Source organism: Ruegeria sp. YTSA075 (genome assembly GCF_059610245.1).
On record NZ_JBXWNG010000003.1, the window covers coordinates 102,622 to 118,369 of the forward strand.

The window sequence follows — 15,748 nt, forward strand, 5'->3', positions numbered from 1 at the left end:
GGCGTTCGTACTACTATGGCGTGATAATCACCTTCCCGTCACTCTTTTTCAGCGCATCGGCGAGATTTGGGATCAGATTGCGGAGTGTAAGCCGTTCCGATACATCGGTTTTCCACCGCCCGTCGGCAAAGCGCGCTTGCACTTCAGCCACCACGCGCATCTGATCAGCGGGGGGTGTGGACATCATCCATTGGGTCAGCCAGAACCCTTCGATCTGTTTGCCCATAAAGATCAACTGACCGGTTTGTGTCAGGGTTGGGTTCTCGCTGCCAAGTTTACCATAGCAGACCCAACGTGCCTTGTTCGGCATGGAGCAGAAGATCTGTTCCGAGAGTTGATCCATCACCGCATCCAGGAACATGCGGGGTTTGAGTGACGCGCTCAGTTCAGAGAATTTCTGCGCAACATCCGCATCGGTGGTAACCAGCACCTCAGCCGCGCCAAGGTCTTTGAGCATATCAACCGTTTCGGCCCGTCTGACCAGAGCAATGGGCTTCAGACCCAGATCGCGCCCCAGGCTACACATCAGCTTGCCCAACTGGCTGGTCGCAGCAGAAATTATAAAGGCATCGCCTGCCTCTTTCGCCATGTCGACCATCGCCATCGCGGTCAGCGGATTGACGATCTGTGCCGCGCCGTCATCGTCCGAGATATCCGGGCGCAGCGGGATGCACATCTGCATCTGGGTCACGACATATTCGGCCCAAGCACCAGAACCTGCCGCAACAAATGCCACGCGCTGCCCTTGCAGGGCCTCGGCCCCTGTGCCGGAGGCCACGACGTCCCCATAGCCTTCAAACCCGGCTACAGCGCCTTTGATCCGAGGCTGGCCATATTCGCCCTTGATGAAATGCAGATCAGACGGGTTTACCGATGCAGTGCGCAAACGGATCAGGACCTGCCCGGAACCAGGCTGGGGAACGGGCAGTTCCGCCTCGGCCAGCCAGTCACCAGCATTCTCGATCGCCGGACCGGTCATAGTGCCGGAATATCCATCATGTTTGAGAATAGTCGCGAACATCGTTTTGGGAATTTCAGTCACAGATGCGCCCTCAGTTCAGCGCGCTTTCCCGTGAATTCTGAAATCAAATGAAGACGGGCAAAAGCAACGCGGTTGGTTTGAGGGCAAGCCAAACAAATGGGCGGTGCGGCGTCAATCGCGTGTTGTGCTGACGTAACGGAATTGGCAACGTGTTACACAGAAGCAGGGCCAGCCCTCAGGGCTGACCCCATTTTCTTTTACTGTTGCGTCAGCAGGTTGCGCAGGTCCTGGATCTTCTGCAGCAGAGTTTCTGGCGACGCTTTGATTTCGTCAAAAATCTGGATCGCCTGCGTTTTCAACTCTTGCGTCAGGTCGCTGTCCTGAACAGATGTCACCATCGCATCATAGTCGAACTCTCCGGCGGTCAGCAGCCCGTCCTGCAGCCAGGAATTGAACAGTTCCTGCCCCTGATTGGCCAGCGCAGCGACTTCCTCTCCCGCCTGATCCGCGGCATCCGAAACCGATGACGCGGCTTCGTTGGCCTGATCTGCGGCGGTGTCCAATGCGTCAGATGCAGCATCCTGAGCGGTGTCTACAGCATCACTGACAGCCTCCTGCGCGTCCGTGACCGCGTCATTTGCTGCGTCGCCAGCAGCATCAGCAGCGTCATTTACAGCATCGGCCGTATCCTGCACAGCGTCCTGCAATGTCTCACCCGGAGTTTGCTCTGCCTGGTTGAAATAGAAATAACCGCCAGCGCCGATTGCAGCGATGACAATGGCCAGAATAAGTGTACGCGACATGTGTGTCTCCTTTGAAATATGTGTCGCCGAGATGGGATAAAACTATCTGTTCTTAAAGGGGAATTCTTTGTGCTTTTCTGCAACTGCGAGATATGGGCCAAGCTACGCTGATCCCGTGTCATCTGCGCGGCAAGAACACGCCCAACACGAGAAAGAACTGCAGTTTGTTGTGGTAGTGTCTTATAAAGAAAGCTGCGCTGTACCGAGCAAAACAAGCTGGCGGAGAGACAGGGATTCGAACCCTGGGTGGGCTTGCACCCACAACGGTTTTCGAGACCGCCCCGTTCGACCACTCCGGCACCTCTCCGCGGGGGTCTGTGAGGGGGGGATTTAGTTAGGAACGGGCAGGGGTGCAAGCAGAAAATTCCGGAATTCGGCAAAGCCGCGTTTTTCCATTGCCTATAGGGGTAAAACACCTAGGCTCATCCCTATGACACATCAACCACGCCGCTTCGCCCCTGCCTTTTTCGCCCCGTTTGTCGCGCTGATCCTTTTGCCATCACTTGTTATGGCCGCCAATCGGGATCGGATTGAGGCTTTTCTTACAACTACCGGATTTGACGTCGCACTGGAAAGCATCGCTTTGGCATCCGGTTCGGCACCGCAAATGCTGGGAATTGATCCAGAAGGGTTCGGGTCTGATTGGACACGCTTGACGGAAGAGGTTTTTGACACCGAAGGCATGCATGAAACCGCTGTGTCGATCCTTGAGGAAACCCTAAGCGATGATGCGCTGAAACATGCGGTCGAGTTTTATGCCTCGGATCTGGGTCAGCGCCTGGTAGAAGCTGAAAACGCCTCGCACATGGAGAAAGATGAAGACGGCAAACAACTGCAAGGGCAGGAGATTTTTGCCGCGCTGGTCCAGGCTGGATCGCCGCGGGTTGAAAGCTACAAACGGATGAATAGTGCCATCGACTCCTCGGGAACCGCCTTGCGAGCGCTGCAGGAGATTCAGGTGCGGTTTTTGCTGGCTGCAAGCGCTTCTGGCGTGATCGAATTGCAGTTGAGCGCTGATGAGCTGAGGCAAATGTTGAAAAGCAATGAAGCCGGCATGCGACAATCCTTGCAACTTTCGGGTTTGGCGGGGGCGGCCTATACGTATCAGGCGTTCTCGGATTCCGAAGTTGACCACTATGTGGACGCTTTGGAACATCCGCTTATGCAGGAGGTGTATGAGCTGTTGAATGCCATACAGTATGAAATCATGGCCATGCGCTTCGAAGTGCTGGCCGCTCGCATGGCTGAACTGCACCCCGCTCAGGATATTTGATGCGCCTTTTGTACCTGTTGTCAGTGCTGCTTGCCGGGGCTTGGCCTGCGTTCGCGAGTGAGAAAGCCGAAGAACTGGCTGAGGCTATGCGGCTTGACCAAGTGGCGCAAATTCTTGCGGAAGAAGGTGACATATATAGGCGCGAAGTGGATGAAACGCTGCTGGACAATGCGGGCGGAGATTTCTTTCAGGCCCAAGTTCAGGACATCTATGATCCGACCTGGATGCGCAACCAGATGCGTGACGCGTTTGCCGCCCAGATGTCCGACGCACAGATGGATCAAGCCATCGTCTTTTACCAAAGCGATCTGGGTCAGATGGTCGTTTCGCTTGAAAACTCGGCCCGGCGCGCCTTTCTGACCCCCGAAATCGAAGAGATGGCGCAGGAGAGGTTCAAGAACACTCAGACTGACTCGGTTTTGTACGAACTTGTGGCAGAGTTCATTCGGGTTAATGATCTGATCGAACAGAATGTGCAGGGCGCGCTGAGCGCCCAATACAGTTTCTTCAAAGGGATGACACTGGGCCAGCCCGGCGACGATGCCGAGTTGTTGGCGCTGCTTTTGGCCGAACAGGACGCCAAAACAGATGACACGACCGAGTGGCTCTATTCCTTTCTGCTGATGGCTTATGCACCGCTGGACGAGGCTGAGATGCGCGAGTATATCGCCTTTTCCAGAACCAAGACCGGGCAGGCGCTGAACACCGCGTTGTTCGATGGGTTTGACCGGATGTTTGACACCATTTCGTTCCAGTTGGGCGAGGCTGTGGCGCAGGTTTTGAACGGGTCCGATCTTTAGCCCGCTTGGGTGTTGACTTTGCCCCCCAATCCATGGATAAGCGCGCAACCCGGCCGGAATACCGCGCCGGGTATCGTTATTATTTGACCCTTGGTTCTCCCGAAGGTCATTCATCACAGCCCGAAAAGGGCGCGCTGTTCGAGGTGGCGTAAGCCGAAAACACCCATGCGGGGACCACAGAACGCGGTTTGGAAAAGGAAAGACGCATGTTTGCGGTCCTCAAGACTGGCGGCAAGCAGTACAAGGTTCAGGCGGGCGATGTGCTCCGCGTTGAAAAGCTGGCTGCCGACGCAGGTGAAAAAGTTCAATTCAACGATGTTCTGATGCTGGGCGGCGACGCTCCGGTTGTTGGCTCACCTTTCGTTGAAGGTGCAGGCGTTCAGGCCGAAGTGATCGACCAGATCAAAGGTGACAAGGTCATCAAGTTCGTCAAACGTCGTCGTAAGCACAGCTCGAAGCGTACCGTTGGCCACCGTCAGAAGCTGACCCTGGTCAAGATCACCGACATCCTGTCGTCGGGTGCTGACAAGTCGGGTATCAAAGCTGCAACCGGTTCGGTTTCTGCCGCGGCTGTCGAAGCGGCTGCGCCGAAGAAAGCACCGGCCAAGAAAGCTGCTGCACCGAAAGCCGAAGCACCCGCTGCTGACGCAGGCGCAGACGATCTGAAAAAACTGTCCGGTGTTGGCCCGGCGCTTGAGAAAAAGCTTCTCGAAGCGGGCGTCACCACCTTTGCCCAGATTGCGGCATGGACGGAAGCAGACGTTGCTGCTATGGACGAGAAACTGTCGTTCAAAGGCCGGATCGAGCGTGAAGGCTGGATCGAACAGGCTAAAGAACTGGCTAAAGGCTAAGGAGAGAGAGAATGGCACATAAAAAAGCTGGCGGTTCCTCCCGTAACGGTCGCGACTCAGCGGGTCGTCGCCTTGGCGTGAAACTCTACGGCGGCCAGGCCGCCATCGCAGGCAACATCATCGTACGTCAGCGCGGCACCAAGTTCTGGCCGGGCGAAGGCGTTGGCATGGGTAAAGATCATACCATTTTTGCAACCACCGATGGCGCCGTGAAGTTCCACAAGGGACTTAAAAACCGCACCTTTATTTCGGTCCTGCCAGTGGCGGAGGCCGCAGAGTAAGCCGAGACCCAGAAGGTTTAAGAAAAATTCATGGGGGACCGGCACAACGTGCCGGTCCCTTTTTCGTTTTAACGCAGTCGTGATCAAAACAAGATGACAGTCGCAACCACCAGTTTCCTTCTGTTTGCCGCCAGTCAGGTCGGCACACCGGGACCAGCCAATATGGTCCTGCTGGGGACAGGTGCGCGCTATGGCTTTCGGGCTGCCTTGCCATTTGTTGCAGGGGTTATCCTGGGCAAGCAGTTGATCATCTGGCCTGTAGGATATGGCCTGATGCAATTGGCGGATCGGATGCCCTTGGTCTTTGAGGTGCTCAAATACGCCTCGGCGGCTTATATCATCTGGCTGGCCTGGAAAATCGCGAACCTGCGCTTGTCGCGTGGACAAAGCGATGTTGCAGTGCCGGGTTTCTGGGCGGGGCTGATCGTGCATCCGCTGAACCCGAAAGCCTGGGCCATGATCATAGCAGGCTTCACCGGCTTTGTTGCGGCTGGAACATCGACGTTTCAGGCGACTTTAACAATCGCGCTTTGTTTATTGTTTTGTCAGGCAGTTCTTCACCCAATCTGGACTTTTGCAGGCGATCGGATCGCTCATGCGGTTGAAGGACGGCCTATGGAAAAATATCTGATGTGGACGTTGGCGAGTGTCACAGTTGCGTCCGTACTTTTCGTGTTGTTCGGAGGAGGAGCACAGACATGAAACTTGAGATGATAATCAACCAGCCGGTCATCGAAACCGAGCGGTTCGACCTGCGCCCCCTGCGCCGGTCGGATATGGGTCTCATTGAATATTATGCAGGCGATGAGCGCGTGGCGCGTATGACCACGACAATTCCACATCCTCTGCCACCCGGTTCGACCGAGGCTTTTGTAACCCGTTCCATGGCAGATGAACGGGATGAGGATGTATGGGCGCTGGATGCCACCAAGGATGGCGGACCGGAACTGATCGGCCTCATCTCACTGCAAAGGCTGGATCGCAACCAGGCCGAGGTCGGCTATTGGGTCGCACCGGTTTACTGGAATACCGGCATTGCCTCATTGGCCGTTGAGGCGCTGGTTCTGGCCAACCCATTGCAGCATTCCAGCATGTTCGCCAGCGTATTTCAGGACAATCCAGCCTCGGCGCGGGTGCTGATCCATTGTGGTTTCGAATATCTTGGCGACGCCGAGACATATTCGGTCGCACGCGACGCAAACGTGCCCACCTGGACATATAGTAAAAAACTCTGACTTGTGGCCGATGGGGCCTTTGCAGTAGGGGACAGTCATGAAATTTCTCGATCTTGCAAAGGTCTACATCCGGTCCGGGGCCGGCGGTAGCGGCTGCGTCAGCTTTCGGCGCGAAAAATACATCGAATATGGCGGTCCCGATGGCGGGGACGGCGGCAAAGGGGGTACAGTCTGGGCTGAGGTCGTCGATGGGCTGAACACCCTGATCGACTTTCGCTATCAGCAGCATTTCTTTGCCCAGAACGGGCAGCCCGGCCGTGGGCAGCAGCGCACAGGTAAGGATGGTGACGACATTATCCTGCGCGTGCCGGTCGGGACAGAGATCCTCGATGAAGACGAAGAAACCGTGATCTGCGACCTGACTGAGGTCGGACAGCGGTTCCTGCTGGCCAAGGGCGGCAATGGCGGGTTTGGCAACCTACACTTTAAATCGGCCACCAACCAAGCTCCGCGCCGCGCCAATCCGGGGCAGGCCGGGATCGACCGCACGATCTGGTTGCGGCTGAAGCTGATTGCCGATGTAGGACTGCTGGGTATGCCAAATGCAGGCAAATCAACCTTCTTGGCCGCCACGTCGAATGCGCGCCCCAAGATTGCCGATTATCCGTTTACGACCCTGCATCCGAACTTGGGCGTGGTCGGCGTCGACAATGTCGAATTCGTTGTGGCCGACATCCCTGGCCTGATCGAAGGCGCGCATGAAGGGCGCGGGATCGGAGACCGCTTTCTGGGTCACGTGGAGCGCTGCGCCGTGCTGCTGCATCTGGTTGATGGCACCTCGGAAACTGTGGCCGAAGACTATCGCACCATCATTCATGAGCTTGAAGCCTATGGCGGTGAACTGGCCGACAAGCCGCGGATCACCGTGCTGAACAAGGTCGACGCGCTGGATGAAGAAGAACGCGAGCTCGCCAAGGCTGAACTGGAGAACGCCGTTGGCGGCCCTGTCATGACCATGTCCGGCGTCGCCCATCTGGGCGTGACCGACGTGCTGCGGGCCCTACGCGCTCAGATTGATGAAAACCGGCTACGCCAGAAACCCGTGGAGGAGGCCCAATCGTGGCAACCCTGACTGCAGCCCGTCGTTTGGTGGTCAAAATCGGGTCGGCCTTATTGGTGGACCGGCACTCAGGCGTGTTGCGTTCGGACTGGTTGAAATCGCTGGCACAGGATGTGGCCTGGCTGAAGGGGCAGGGCGCGGATGTCATTCTGGTGTCGTCAGGCTCGATTGCGTTGGGCCGCGGTGTTTTGGGCCTGCCCACCGCGACACTGCCATTGGAGCAATCTCAGGCCGCCGCAGCGGTGGGTCAAATCCGACTGGCCCGCGCCTATGAAGAAGCGCTGACCCCGCATGAGATCACTACGGCGCAGGTTCTGGTCACTTTGGAAGACAGTGAAGACAGGCGCCGCTATTTGAATTCGCGCGCGACCCTGGAAACCCTGTTGGGGCTTGGCGTTGTTCCGATCGTCAATGAAAACGACACCGTGGCAACTGATGAAATCCGCTATGGCGACAATGACCGTCTGGCCGCTCAGATCGCGGTCACGGTTGGCGCGGATCAATTGATCCTGCTTTCAGACGTAGATGGGTTCTACTCGGGCAATCCGAACGAAGATGCCTCGGCCACGCGCTATGACACCATCGACACCATCACCCCCAAAATTGAGGCGATGGCCGGCGATGCCGGGTCTGGCCTGTCAAAAGGCGGGATGAAGACCAAATTGTTGGCGGCCAAGATGGCAACGGCCGCTGGATGCGATATGGCGATTACTGAAGGGTCACCTCTTAACCCTCTGCAATCGCTTGAGAATGGCGCCAACTGCACATGGTTTACGGCCAAGCTGGATCCCCACGCGGCGCGCAAGCGTTGGATTTCGGCGATGAAACCAAGGGGTGAGATCACCGTGGATGAGGGTGCGGCCAAAGCGCTTGCAAACGGCAACAGCCTTTTGCCGGCTGGGATTGTCGAAGTCACCGGGGATTTCGGGCGCGGCGACCCGGTCGCGGTGCTTGATCCGCAAGCGCGGCGGTTGGCTCAGGGCATCAGTCGCTACACGGCGCAAGAAGCGGATGCGATCAAAGGGCGGAAATCGTCGGAGATTGAGGCCACGCTGGGTTATCCCGGCCGCGCGGCGCTGATCCACAGGGATGATTTGGCGCTTTAACGGCGCAGAAAGGGGCACAAGATGAAAGATCTCGACAATATTCCGGCCTTGATGACCGATCTTGGAAAGCGCGCTAAAGATGCGGCGCGCGAGCTCGCCTTTGCCAGCGCCGAACGCAAGCATGCAGCCCTGATTGCCGCCGCCGATGCGGTTTGGAGGAACCGCGCCGGGATCATAAAAGCCAACAAAAAGGACCTGGAATTCGGTCGCAACAAGGGCCTGAGCCCTGCAATGATGGACCGCCTGATGCTGGACGAGACCCGAATTCAGGGCATGGTCGATGGGCTACGCACTGTTGCCGAACAGACTGACCCTGTGGGTGAGGTGATCACCGAATGGGATATGCCCTCGGGCCTGCATATTCAGCGGGTGCGGACGCCCCTGGGTGTGATCGGTGTGATCTATGAAAGCCGTCCCAATGTCACCGCCGACGCGGGCGCGCTTTGCCTGAAATCCGGCAACGCGGTGATCTTGCGGGGCGGGTCCGAAGGCTTTCATTCGTCCACAGCCATCCATGCCTGTCTGGTCGAAGGTCTGAAAGCGGCAAACCTGCCCGAAGATTCCATTCAACTGGTACCGACCCGTGACCGTGCCGCGGTTCAGGAGTTGCTGACCATGACTGATTACGTGGACGTTATCGTACCTCGCGGAGGCAAAGGGCTGGTCGGGTTGGTGCAACGTGAGGCGCGCGTGCCTGTCTTTGCGCATCTCGAAGGCATTGTTCACATCTATGTCGACAAAGCCGCTGATCCGCAGAAGACGCTTGAGGTGGTGCTGAACGCCAAAACCCGACGCACAGGTATCTGCGGTGCGGCAGAATGCCTTTTGATCCATCAGGATATTGCCGAAACGCTGGGGCGTGATCTGATCGCTGCTCTGACCGCCGCAGGCGTCGAAGTCCATGCCGAGGGCGCTTTGGCCGTTGATGGCACGCTTCGAGCAACAGCCGATGATTGGGGCAAAGAGTTTCTGGACAGCATCATTGCGGCCAAACCCGTGGCCGATATTGACGCCGCCATCGCGCATATCCAGCAGTATGGATCGAACCACACCGATTGCATCATGACCGAAGATGATCAGGCGGCATCGCGTTTCTTTGAACGGCTCGACAGCGCGATCCTGATGCACAACGCCTCAACCCAGTTTGCCGATGGCGGTGAGTTTGGGATGGGCGCAGAGATTGGGATCGCAACCGGCAAGATGCATGCACGCGGACCGGTGGGTGCGGCGCAGCTGACCAGTTTTCAATATCTGGTGCGTGGCAACGGTACGATCCGGGCCTAGAATTTCAACGCTACGCGGGTCGAACTGGTTTCGACCGAGATCCGCCGTCCCATCGCGGCGGCCGCTTCAGGCAACAGTGCAAACTGCACCTGTGCAGGTGTGATCTTGCCCGAGGGGCGCCCAGTGGCAACACTTTTCCATAAGTCGCTGTCAACATTCATTTTATCAGTGATTCCAACAACCTGACAGCCCGAGCCATTGGTCGAGATTTCAACCTCACCCCCCAAGGGCATCGCGCTTTCGCAACACATCAGGGCCAGAAAGGCCAGCTTGACCTGATTGCGCGGCACCGGCTGTGTCAGGTTCCAGTTCACCCGAACGCGCCCGGCGCGCTCGATATCGTTCAGCAGCTCTGCTATTTCGGTCTTGCCCAGGGGCTGATCGCTGGCGGCACCAAAGGCCACGCGAAAGAACCGGATGCGTGCGCCAGCGCTGCCGACACTGCCTGAGATCAACTCCATCTCGGGGCCTTGAACCGCGCCCACCATCTCAAGCAATTCCAACCCGTTGGTGATTGCCCCGATCGGGCTGATCAGATCGTGACAGATCCGCGATCCGATCAATTCGGCCAGGTTGACGTCTGATGCGCCCATGCGTACCTCCTGCTGTATCTGCCGCAGGATTCAAGGGACCCCTCATGACAGACATGAATGCTATTCTTGCACCGGGCATGTTTGTTCGCCACCCGGATTTTCCCGAATGGGGCGTTGGACAGGTGCAGTCCAACATCTCAGGCAAGATCACCGTAAATTTCCGCGAGCAGGGGAAAGTGGTAATCGACGGAACGCGCATCGCCCTGATGCCCGTCTTTGATCCGTGAAACTGGTTTAGGAAAGGTTAACAACCCTGACCAATAGCGCAGCAGTTGCGCACGGTCAAAAGACTGCGGTATCAGCCCCTAAACGAGAACGGATCCCCTTATGCCGGATACTGGCCCGACATTCACTGTAAAACTCGCCGAGACCGCGGCAGAGCTGCGCGCCGCACAAAAGCTGCGCTATGATGTCTTTGTGCGTGAACTGGGCGGTGGTGGAGACCTGGTGGATCACGAAGCGGGCTTAGAAAAGGACAGGTTCGATCCGTATTTCGATCATATGCTGGCCTATGACGACGGTACTGGGGAAATAATCGGCGTTTACAGGATGTTGCCGGGGGAGCTTGCAGCAGATATTGGGCAGTTTTATTCCGAAGATGAGTATGACCTGAGCGTACTGAAAAACAGCGGGCGCCGGTTGTTGGAGCTGGGTCGATCCTGCTTGCACAAGGATTATCGCGGCGGCTCGGCAATGTATCATCTTTGGAACGGGCTGGCCGGCTATGTCGCCGAGCGCCAAATTGAGGTTCTGTTTGGTGTGGCCAGCTTTCACGGCACTGATGTGGCCGCCTTGGCCCAGCCTTTGGCGATGCTGCATCACAACCACCTAGCGCCGCCTGATCTGCGCGTGCGAGCGCAGGCGGGTGTGTTCCAATCCATGGACCTGGTCGCGCCTCAGGATCTGGATCGCCGCGCCGCAATGGTTCAGGTACCCGCGCTGATCAAAGCCTATCTGCGGTTGGGCGGTTTTGTGGGCGAGGGGGCCTTTGTCGATCACAGCTTTAACACGACGGATGTTTGCCTGATCCTCGACACCGCGCGCATGAATGAACGCCAAAGGCGCATCTATGGTGGAGCGTAACGCGGTGAGCGATCCACTTTGGAACAGCGAGGACGCCCCGGACCCGATTGAGTTGGGGCCGGTTGGCTGGGTTCTGGTTCTGCTGCGCGGTTTGCCCTTGGCCATTCTGGTCTTTGGCGGGCTGATTATCTTGCTGCTGGTGCGCCTTGTTGAACGGCCCCTCTATGGTCTGCACCGCCCGGTCACGCCATTCATCACCCAATTCGTCTGCCGCAACGCCTTTCGCATTCTTGGAATTACGTTCAGAACATCGGGGGAGTTGATGCAGCATTGCGGGGCTGTTGTGGCCAACCATACTTCGTGGCTGGATATCTTTGCCCTCAATGCACGTAAGCGGATTTATTTTGTCTCAAAAGCCGAAGTGGCGCGCTGGCCCGGCATTGGCTGGCTGGCGCGTGCGACGGGCACGGTCTTTATTGAGCGGAACCCCAAAAAAGCAAAAGAACAGACCAAGATTTTCGAAGATCGGCTGAAAGCCGGACATAAGCTGTTGTTTTTTCCAGAAGGCACCTCGACCGATGGGTTGCGGGTTTTACCTTTTAAAACAACGCTTTTCGCCGCGTTTTTTTCAGAAGAGTTGCGCGATTTCATGTATGTACAGCCCGTTACAGCGGTGTTCCACGCGCCAGATGGACAACCAGCCCGCTTTTATGGCTGGTGGGGAGATATGGAGTTCGGTCCGCATCTGCTCAAGACACTAGGTGCCCGGCGACAGGGAGCGGTCGAGTTGATTTACCACGCACCAGCCAAGGTCAGCGACTTTGAAAACCGCAAAGCACTAGCGGCCTGGTGCGAGCAAGCCGTTCGTCACGCACACAGCTTGGCGCGGCTTGAAAAATAAGGGCATTTGACCCTTGCACTGCCCCAAAACCTGCCGTATACGCGCGCCATTCAAACCCGCAGGCGGGGTTTGGGCTTTTTGAGGGAGACATCCTTATCAGGCCCGCCGGTTGGAGCATCCGCTTCTTTCACCCCCGCCCAGGCGTAAACCGGAAAAGGAAATATAGCATGGCTCTTCCCGAGTTCTCCATGCGTCAGCTGCTGGAAGCTGGCGTTCACTTTGGTCACCAGACACAGCGTTGGAATCCCCGCATGGGCCCGTTCATCTACGGCTCGCGCAATGGCATCCACATCATGGACCTGACCCAGACCGTTCCGATGCTGGATCAGGCGCTGCAGGCGGTTCGCGACACTGTTGCAAAAGGTGGCCGCGTTCTGTTCGTTGGCACCAAGCGTCAGGCCGCAGGCCCGATCGCCGAAGCCGCTGAAAAGTCGGCTCAGTACTACATGAACCACCGCTGGCTGGGCGGCACGCTGACCAACTGGAAAACCGTTTCCCAGTCGATCAACCGTCTGAACCAGATCGACGAAGCGATGGAAACCGGCGCCGAAGGCCTGACCAAGAAAGAGCGTCTGGGCATGGAGCGTGACCAGGCCAAGCTGCAGGCTTCGCTGGGCGGTATCCGCGAAATGGGCGGCGTTCCCGATCTGCTGTTCGTCATCGACGTCAAGAAAGAAGCACTGGCCATCGCCGAAGCCAACAAGCTGGGTATCCCGGTTGTGGCCGTGGTTGACACCAACTGCTCGCCCGATGGTGTGGATTACATCATCCCCGGCAACGACGACGCAGCGCGCGCCATCGCTCTGTATTGTGATCTGGCCGCACGCGCCGCTCTGGACGGTATGACCGCTCAGATGGGTGCAGCCGGCGTTGACCTGGGTGCGTTCGAAGAAGCACCGGTTGAAGAAGCCGTTGCCGAAGAAGCACCTGCAGAAGCCGAAGCAGAAACACCTGCCGAAGCGTAAGCTGCCCGTCACGTAAATGACATATGGGGCAGGGTAGACCTGCCCCAATTCCGTTTGAATTGAGGAGAGCCTAAAGATGGCAATCACAGCAGCAATGGTTAAAGAACTGCGCGACTCGACCGGCGCAGGCATGATGGACGCAAAAAAAGCGCTGACCGAAACCGGTGGCAACATGGACGAAGCCGTTGACTGGCTGCGCACCAAAGGTCTGGCCAAAGCGGCGAAGAAATCGGGCCGCACCGCAGCCGAAGGTCTGGTTGCTGTTCACGTCAACGGTGGCACCGGTGTTGCTGTCGAAGTGAACTCGGAAACCGACTTTGTTGCGAAAAACGCTGAATTCCAGGAAATGGTTGGCAAGATCGCATTTGCAGCTGAAGGCGTCGCAGATGTTGACGCGCTACTGGCGGCTGACCTGGGCGGCAAAAACGTTGCCGATACCCTGACCGACAAGATCGCCACTATTGGTGAAAACATGTCGGTGCGCCGCATGGCCAAACTGTCGGGCGATACGGTTGTGTCCTACGTCCACAACGCGGCCACCAACGGCATGGGTAAAATCGGTGTTCTGGTTGCTCTGACCGGTGGTGACGAGGCGATCGGCAAACAGGTTGCGATGCACATCGCAGCTGTGAACCCGGCAGCCCTGTCCGAGGCGGACATGGATCCGGCCATCGTCGAGAAGGAAAAGCAGGTTCAGATGGACATCGCCCGCGAATCCGGCAAGCCGGAACAGGTGATCGAAAAGATGATCGTTGGCCGCATGAAGAAATTCGTCGCCGAATCGACTCTGCTGAACCAGCAGTTCGTTGTGAACCCTGATCTGACCGTTGAAGCGGCGGCCAAAGAGGCAGGTGCCACCATCACAGGTTTCATCCGCTTGGAAGTTGGCGAAGGCATCGTGGTCGAAAAAGAAGACTTCGCAGCCGAAGTGGCCAAAGCCGCTCAGGGCTAAAGCACTTCAAAGGCCTCGTTCTGGGGCCTTTTCAAAGCATCGAAACGGGTTGCGCGGTCGCAGCCCGTTTTTTTGTTTTCGTCAAACTGAGAATAGAATGGAGGGCCCCGCATGATGGGGATGGTCGAGGCCCCCCAAATTTCCGACCTAGCGACGCGGACAAATAGGCGCCCCTGTGTCAGAGTGATCAGAGAGCTTTGGTATTGCAAAGATCTGATCGAAGTGTTCCCTGGCTAAAGCCACCACTCACGGAACAAGACCAATTTGCAATTTTACCTACCAATTCGGAAGTCATGTTTTCCTTACCTAGGGTAAACCATCTTAAATACCCTTGGCGCTTAAGCTTCCATTAGGAACATCTGATTGTGCAGAGATGCCTTGAGAACGGCCTGTGCTGTGGTCTCAACAGACAGGGATTCGCGTGCAAGCCTCAGATGTTTTTCCACGGTTGCCGAGGTCAGCCCCATCAACAGCGCGATATCCTGCGTTGTTTTGCCATCGCCGACCCATTCCAACGCTTCGCGCTGCCGCTTTGTCAGAGCGCGGTTGGGCGGGTTGTAGGGCAGGGTCAGAATTTTCAGATGTGCCATATTGTTCATGAGCAATATGTCATCTCCGTGCTCCGCCCAGATCGCATCAACCTCTTCCTGGCTGATATCGCCCCGCGCAGATAGCGAAATCGCCCCTTTCGAGCGCAACGAGACCGAGTTGAAGCTGACCGTGTAGCCATTCACAACGCCCATCGATCTGTTGAAATCGATCACCCGCTTTTCTTCAGCGCTCATCTGCCCGGTGGACATCATCTGTTGGATCATCTGCCAACTGGCCGCGCCTTCATTGTCCAGCGCCCATTTGAGCATCGGGGCGTGGAAATACATCCCGCGCTGCAGAAAGCCATCCGTATAGGCCGGATCATGATTGGACAGGATCACAAAATCTTCTGGATCACCCAGGGAGGTTTCAGTCCGAAACTGGGTATAGCCATAGATCAGCCGATCAAAGCCGAACTGCGCCATCTGGCGGCAATGGGCATCCCAAAGCTCTTCCAGCGTTTTGGCGTAGCTTACGAAATGCAGATAGTCGTTTAGCTTCATCTGCCACCCGTGGACCCAAGATGCGTTGCTATGGCGTCTAGCGCCAGAACATAGCTTTGCACACCAAATCCGCAGATTTGCCCCAGCGCGACTGGCGCAATGTATGATTTATGGCGAAATGCTTCGCGCGCGTGAATATTCGACAGATGCACCTCAACCAGCGGCAACCCGACGGACGAGATCGCATCCATCAACGCCACGGATGTATGCGTATAGCCGCCCGCGTTCAGGATCAGCCCGTGCTGTGTTTCGCGCGCGGCGTGAATGGCATCAATCAGGGCGCCTTCGTGGTTCGACTGAAAATGGGTTACAGTCAGACCAAGCTTGGCGCCATGGTCAACGCACAGATCCTCGACCATCTGCAATGTGGTGCTGCCATAAACCTCTGGCTGGCGGGTGCCAAGCAGGTTCAGGTTCGGACCATTCAAAACCAGAATGTTCGTCATGTCTTTTTATTCCCCATCACTGGTTCATAGCCACGATTAGCCTGAGTTGTCTACTGCGCTTTGTTGCGAGGTGATACAATCCTTGCGGGCGGAGGAGCC

General features: G+C 56.9%; 19 protein-coding genes and 1 tRNA gene. 14 read left to right on the plus strand and 6 right to left on the minus strand.

The window, feature by feature from the left end:
- Positions 1-13 precede the first annotated feature (13 nt).
- The 3 genes from AC2FGE_RS06505 to AC2FGE_RS06515 all read right to left on the minus strand — a co-directional run bounded on the left by AC2FGE_RS06505 (position 14) and on the right by AC2FGE_RS06515 (position 2,092).
- Positions 14-1,021 carry an alcohol dehydrogenase catalytic domain-containing protein gene (locus AC2FGE_RS06505; RefSeq protein ID WP_496818403.1) on the minus strand — a complete coding sequence of 336 codons (1,008 nt, stop codon included), beginning with the start codon at positions 1,019-1,021 and terminating at the stop codon, positions 14-16.
- 218 nt (positions 1,022-1,239) lie between these two features.
- Positions 1,240-1,785 (minus strand): hypothetical protein, encoded by a 546-nt coding sequence (locus AC2FGE_RS06510; RefSeq protein ID WP_496818404.1) that lies wholly within the window; start codon positions 1,783-1,785, stop codon positions 1,240-1,242.
- Positions 1,786-2,002: 217 nt separating this feature from the next.
- Positions 2,003-2,092, minus strand: a tRNA-Ser gene (locus AC2FGE_RS06515).
- Between the two features lie 123 nt (positions 2,093-2,215).
- Here AC2FGE_RS06515 and AC2FGE_RS06520 point away from each other — a divergent pair.
- From AC2FGE_RS06520 to AC2FGE_RS06560, 9 genes are all read left to right on the plus strand, one after another.
- Positions 2,216-3,058: a DUF2059 domain-containing protein gene (locus AC2FGE_RS06520; protein WP_496818405.1), complete on the plus strand. Its 843-nt coding sequence runs from the start codon at positions 2,216-2,218 to the stop codon at positions 3,056-3,058.
- The gene (locus AC2FGE_RS06525) at positions 3,058-3,858 is read left to right on the plus strand and encodes a DUF2059 domain-containing protein (RefSeq protein WP_496818406.1); all 801 of its coding nucleotides are present in this window, start codon (positions 3,058-3,060) and stop codon (positions 3,856-3,858) included. The genes AC2FGE_RS06520 and AC2FGE_RS06525 overlap by 1 nt, the downstream gene beginning before the upstream one ends.
- A 206-nt stretch (positions 3,859-4,064) precedes the next feature.
- Positions 4,065-4,709: a 50S ribosomal protein L21 gene (locus tag AC2FGE_RS06530; protein WP_496818407.1), complete on the plus strand. Its 645-nt coding sequence runs from the start codon at positions 4,065-4,067 to the stop codon at positions 4,707-4,709.
- An 11-nt stretch (positions 4,710-4,720) separates the two neighbouring features.
- The gene (gene rpmA, locus AC2FGE_RS06535; RefSeq protein WP_039535512.1) at positions 4,721-4,990 is read left to right on the plus strand and encodes a 50S ribosomal protein L27; all 270 of its coding nucleotides are present in this window, start codon (positions 4,721-4,723) and stop codon (positions 4,988-4,990) included.
- Positions 4,991-5,083: 93 nt separating this feature from the next.
- Positions 5,084-5,692 (plus strand): LysE family translocator, encoded by a 609-nt coding sequence (locus AC2FGE_RS06540; RefSeq protein ID WP_496818408.1) that lies wholly within the window; start codon positions 5,084-5,086, stop codon positions 5,690-5,692.
- On the plus strand, positions 5,689-6,225 hold the full coding sequence (locus AC2FGE_RS06545; RefSeq protein WP_496818409.1) for a GNAT family N-acetyltransferase: 537 nt from the start codon (positions 5,689-5,691) through the stop codon (positions 6,223-6,225). Before AC2FGE_RS06540 ends, AC2FGE_RS06545 begins: the two co-directional genes overlap by 4 nt.
- 37 nt (positions 6,226-6,262) lie before the next feature.
- Positions 6,263-7,297 carry a GTPase ObgE gene (gene obgE / locus AC2FGE_RS06550; protein ID WP_496818410.1) on the plus strand — a complete coding sequence of 345 codons (1,035 nt, stop codon included), beginning with the start codon at positions 6,263-6,265 and terminating at the stop codon, positions 7,295-7,297.
- On the plus strand, positions 7,285-8,391 hold the full coding sequence (proB, locus tag AC2FGE_RS06555) for a glutamate 5-kinase (protein WP_496818411.1): 1,107 nt from the start codon (positions 7,285-7,287) through the stop codon (positions 8,389-8,391). Before obgE ends, proB begins: the two co-directional genes overlap by 13 nt.
- A gap of 21 nt (positions 8,392-8,412) precedes the next feature.
- On the plus strand, positions 8,413-9,675 hold the full coding sequence (locus AC2FGE_RS06560) for a glutamate-5-semialdehyde dehydrogenase (RefSeq protein ID WP_496818412.1): 1,263 nt from the start codon (positions 8,413-8,415) through the stop codon (positions 9,673-9,675).
- On the opposite strand, the gene AC2FGE_RS06565 is transcribed toward AC2FGE_RS06560, so the two are convergent.
- Positions 9,672-10,268: a histidine phosphotransferase family protein gene (locus AC2FGE_RS06565; protein ID WP_496818413.1), complete on the minus strand. Its 597-nt coding sequence runs from the start codon at positions 10,266-10,268 to the stop codon at positions 9,672-9,674. The two genes, AC2FGE_RS06560 and AC2FGE_RS06565, sit on opposite strands and share 4 nt — an antisense overlap.
- A gap of 44 nt (positions 10,269-10,312) precedes the next feature.
- On the opposite strand from AC2FGE_RS06565, the gene AC2FGE_RS06570 reads away from it, so the two are divergent.
- From AC2FGE_RS06570 to tsf, 5 genes are all read left to right on the plus strand, one after another.
- The gene (locus tag AC2FGE_RS06570; RefSeq protein WP_496818414.1) at positions 10,313-10,495 is read left to right on the plus strand and encodes a DUF3553 domain-containing protein; all 183 of its coding nucleotides are present in this window, start codon (positions 10,313-10,315) and stop codon (positions 10,493-10,495) included.
- Between the two features lie 100 nt (positions 10,496-10,595).
- The gene (gene olsB, locus AC2FGE_RS06575) at positions 10,596-11,351 is read left to right on the plus strand and encodes an L-ornithine N(alpha)-acyltransferase (protein ID WP_496818415.1); all 756 of its coding nucleotides are present in this window, start codon (positions 10,596-10,598) and stop codon (positions 11,349-11,351) included.
- On the plus strand, positions 11,338-12,192 hold the full coding sequence (gene olsA / locus AC2FGE_RS06580) for a lyso-ornithine lipid O-acyltransferase (protein WP_496818416.1): 855 nt from the start codon (positions 11,338-11,340) through the stop codon (positions 12,190-12,192). The genes olsB and olsA overlap by 14 nt, the downstream gene beginning before the upstream one ends.
- Before the next feature lie 167 nt (positions 12,193-12,359).
- A complete protein-coding gene (gene rpsB, locus AC2FGE_RS06585) occupies positions 12,360-13,157 on the plus strand; it encodes a 30S ribosomal protein S2 (RefSeq protein WP_496818417.1) in 798 nt (265 codons plus the stop codon).
- A 76-nt stretch (positions 13,158-13,233) separates the two neighbouring features.
- On the plus strand, positions 13,234-14,109 hold the full coding sequence (gene tsf, locus AC2FGE_RS06590) for a translation elongation factor Ts (RefSeq protein WP_496818418.1): 876 nt from the start codon (positions 13,234-13,236) through the stop codon (positions 14,107-14,109).
- A gap of 338 nt (positions 14,110-14,447) precedes the next feature.
- Here tsf and AC2FGE_RS06595 read toward each other — a convergent pair whose 3' ends face one another.
- Positions 14,448-15,203 (minus strand): LuxR family transcriptional regulator, encoded by a 756-nt coding sequence (locus AC2FGE_RS06595; RefSeq protein WP_496818419.1) that lies wholly within the window; start codon positions 15,201-15,203, stop codon positions 14,448-14,450.
- A complete protein-coding gene (gene aroQ, locus AC2FGE_RS06600) occupies positions 15,200-15,649 on the minus strand; it encodes a type II 3-dehydroquinate dehydratase (protein WP_496818420.1) in 450 nt (149 codons plus the stop codon). The genes AC2FGE_RS06595 and aroQ overlap by 4 nt, the downstream gene beginning before the upstream one ends.
- Between the last annotated feature and the right edge of the window lie 99 nt (positions 15,650-15,748).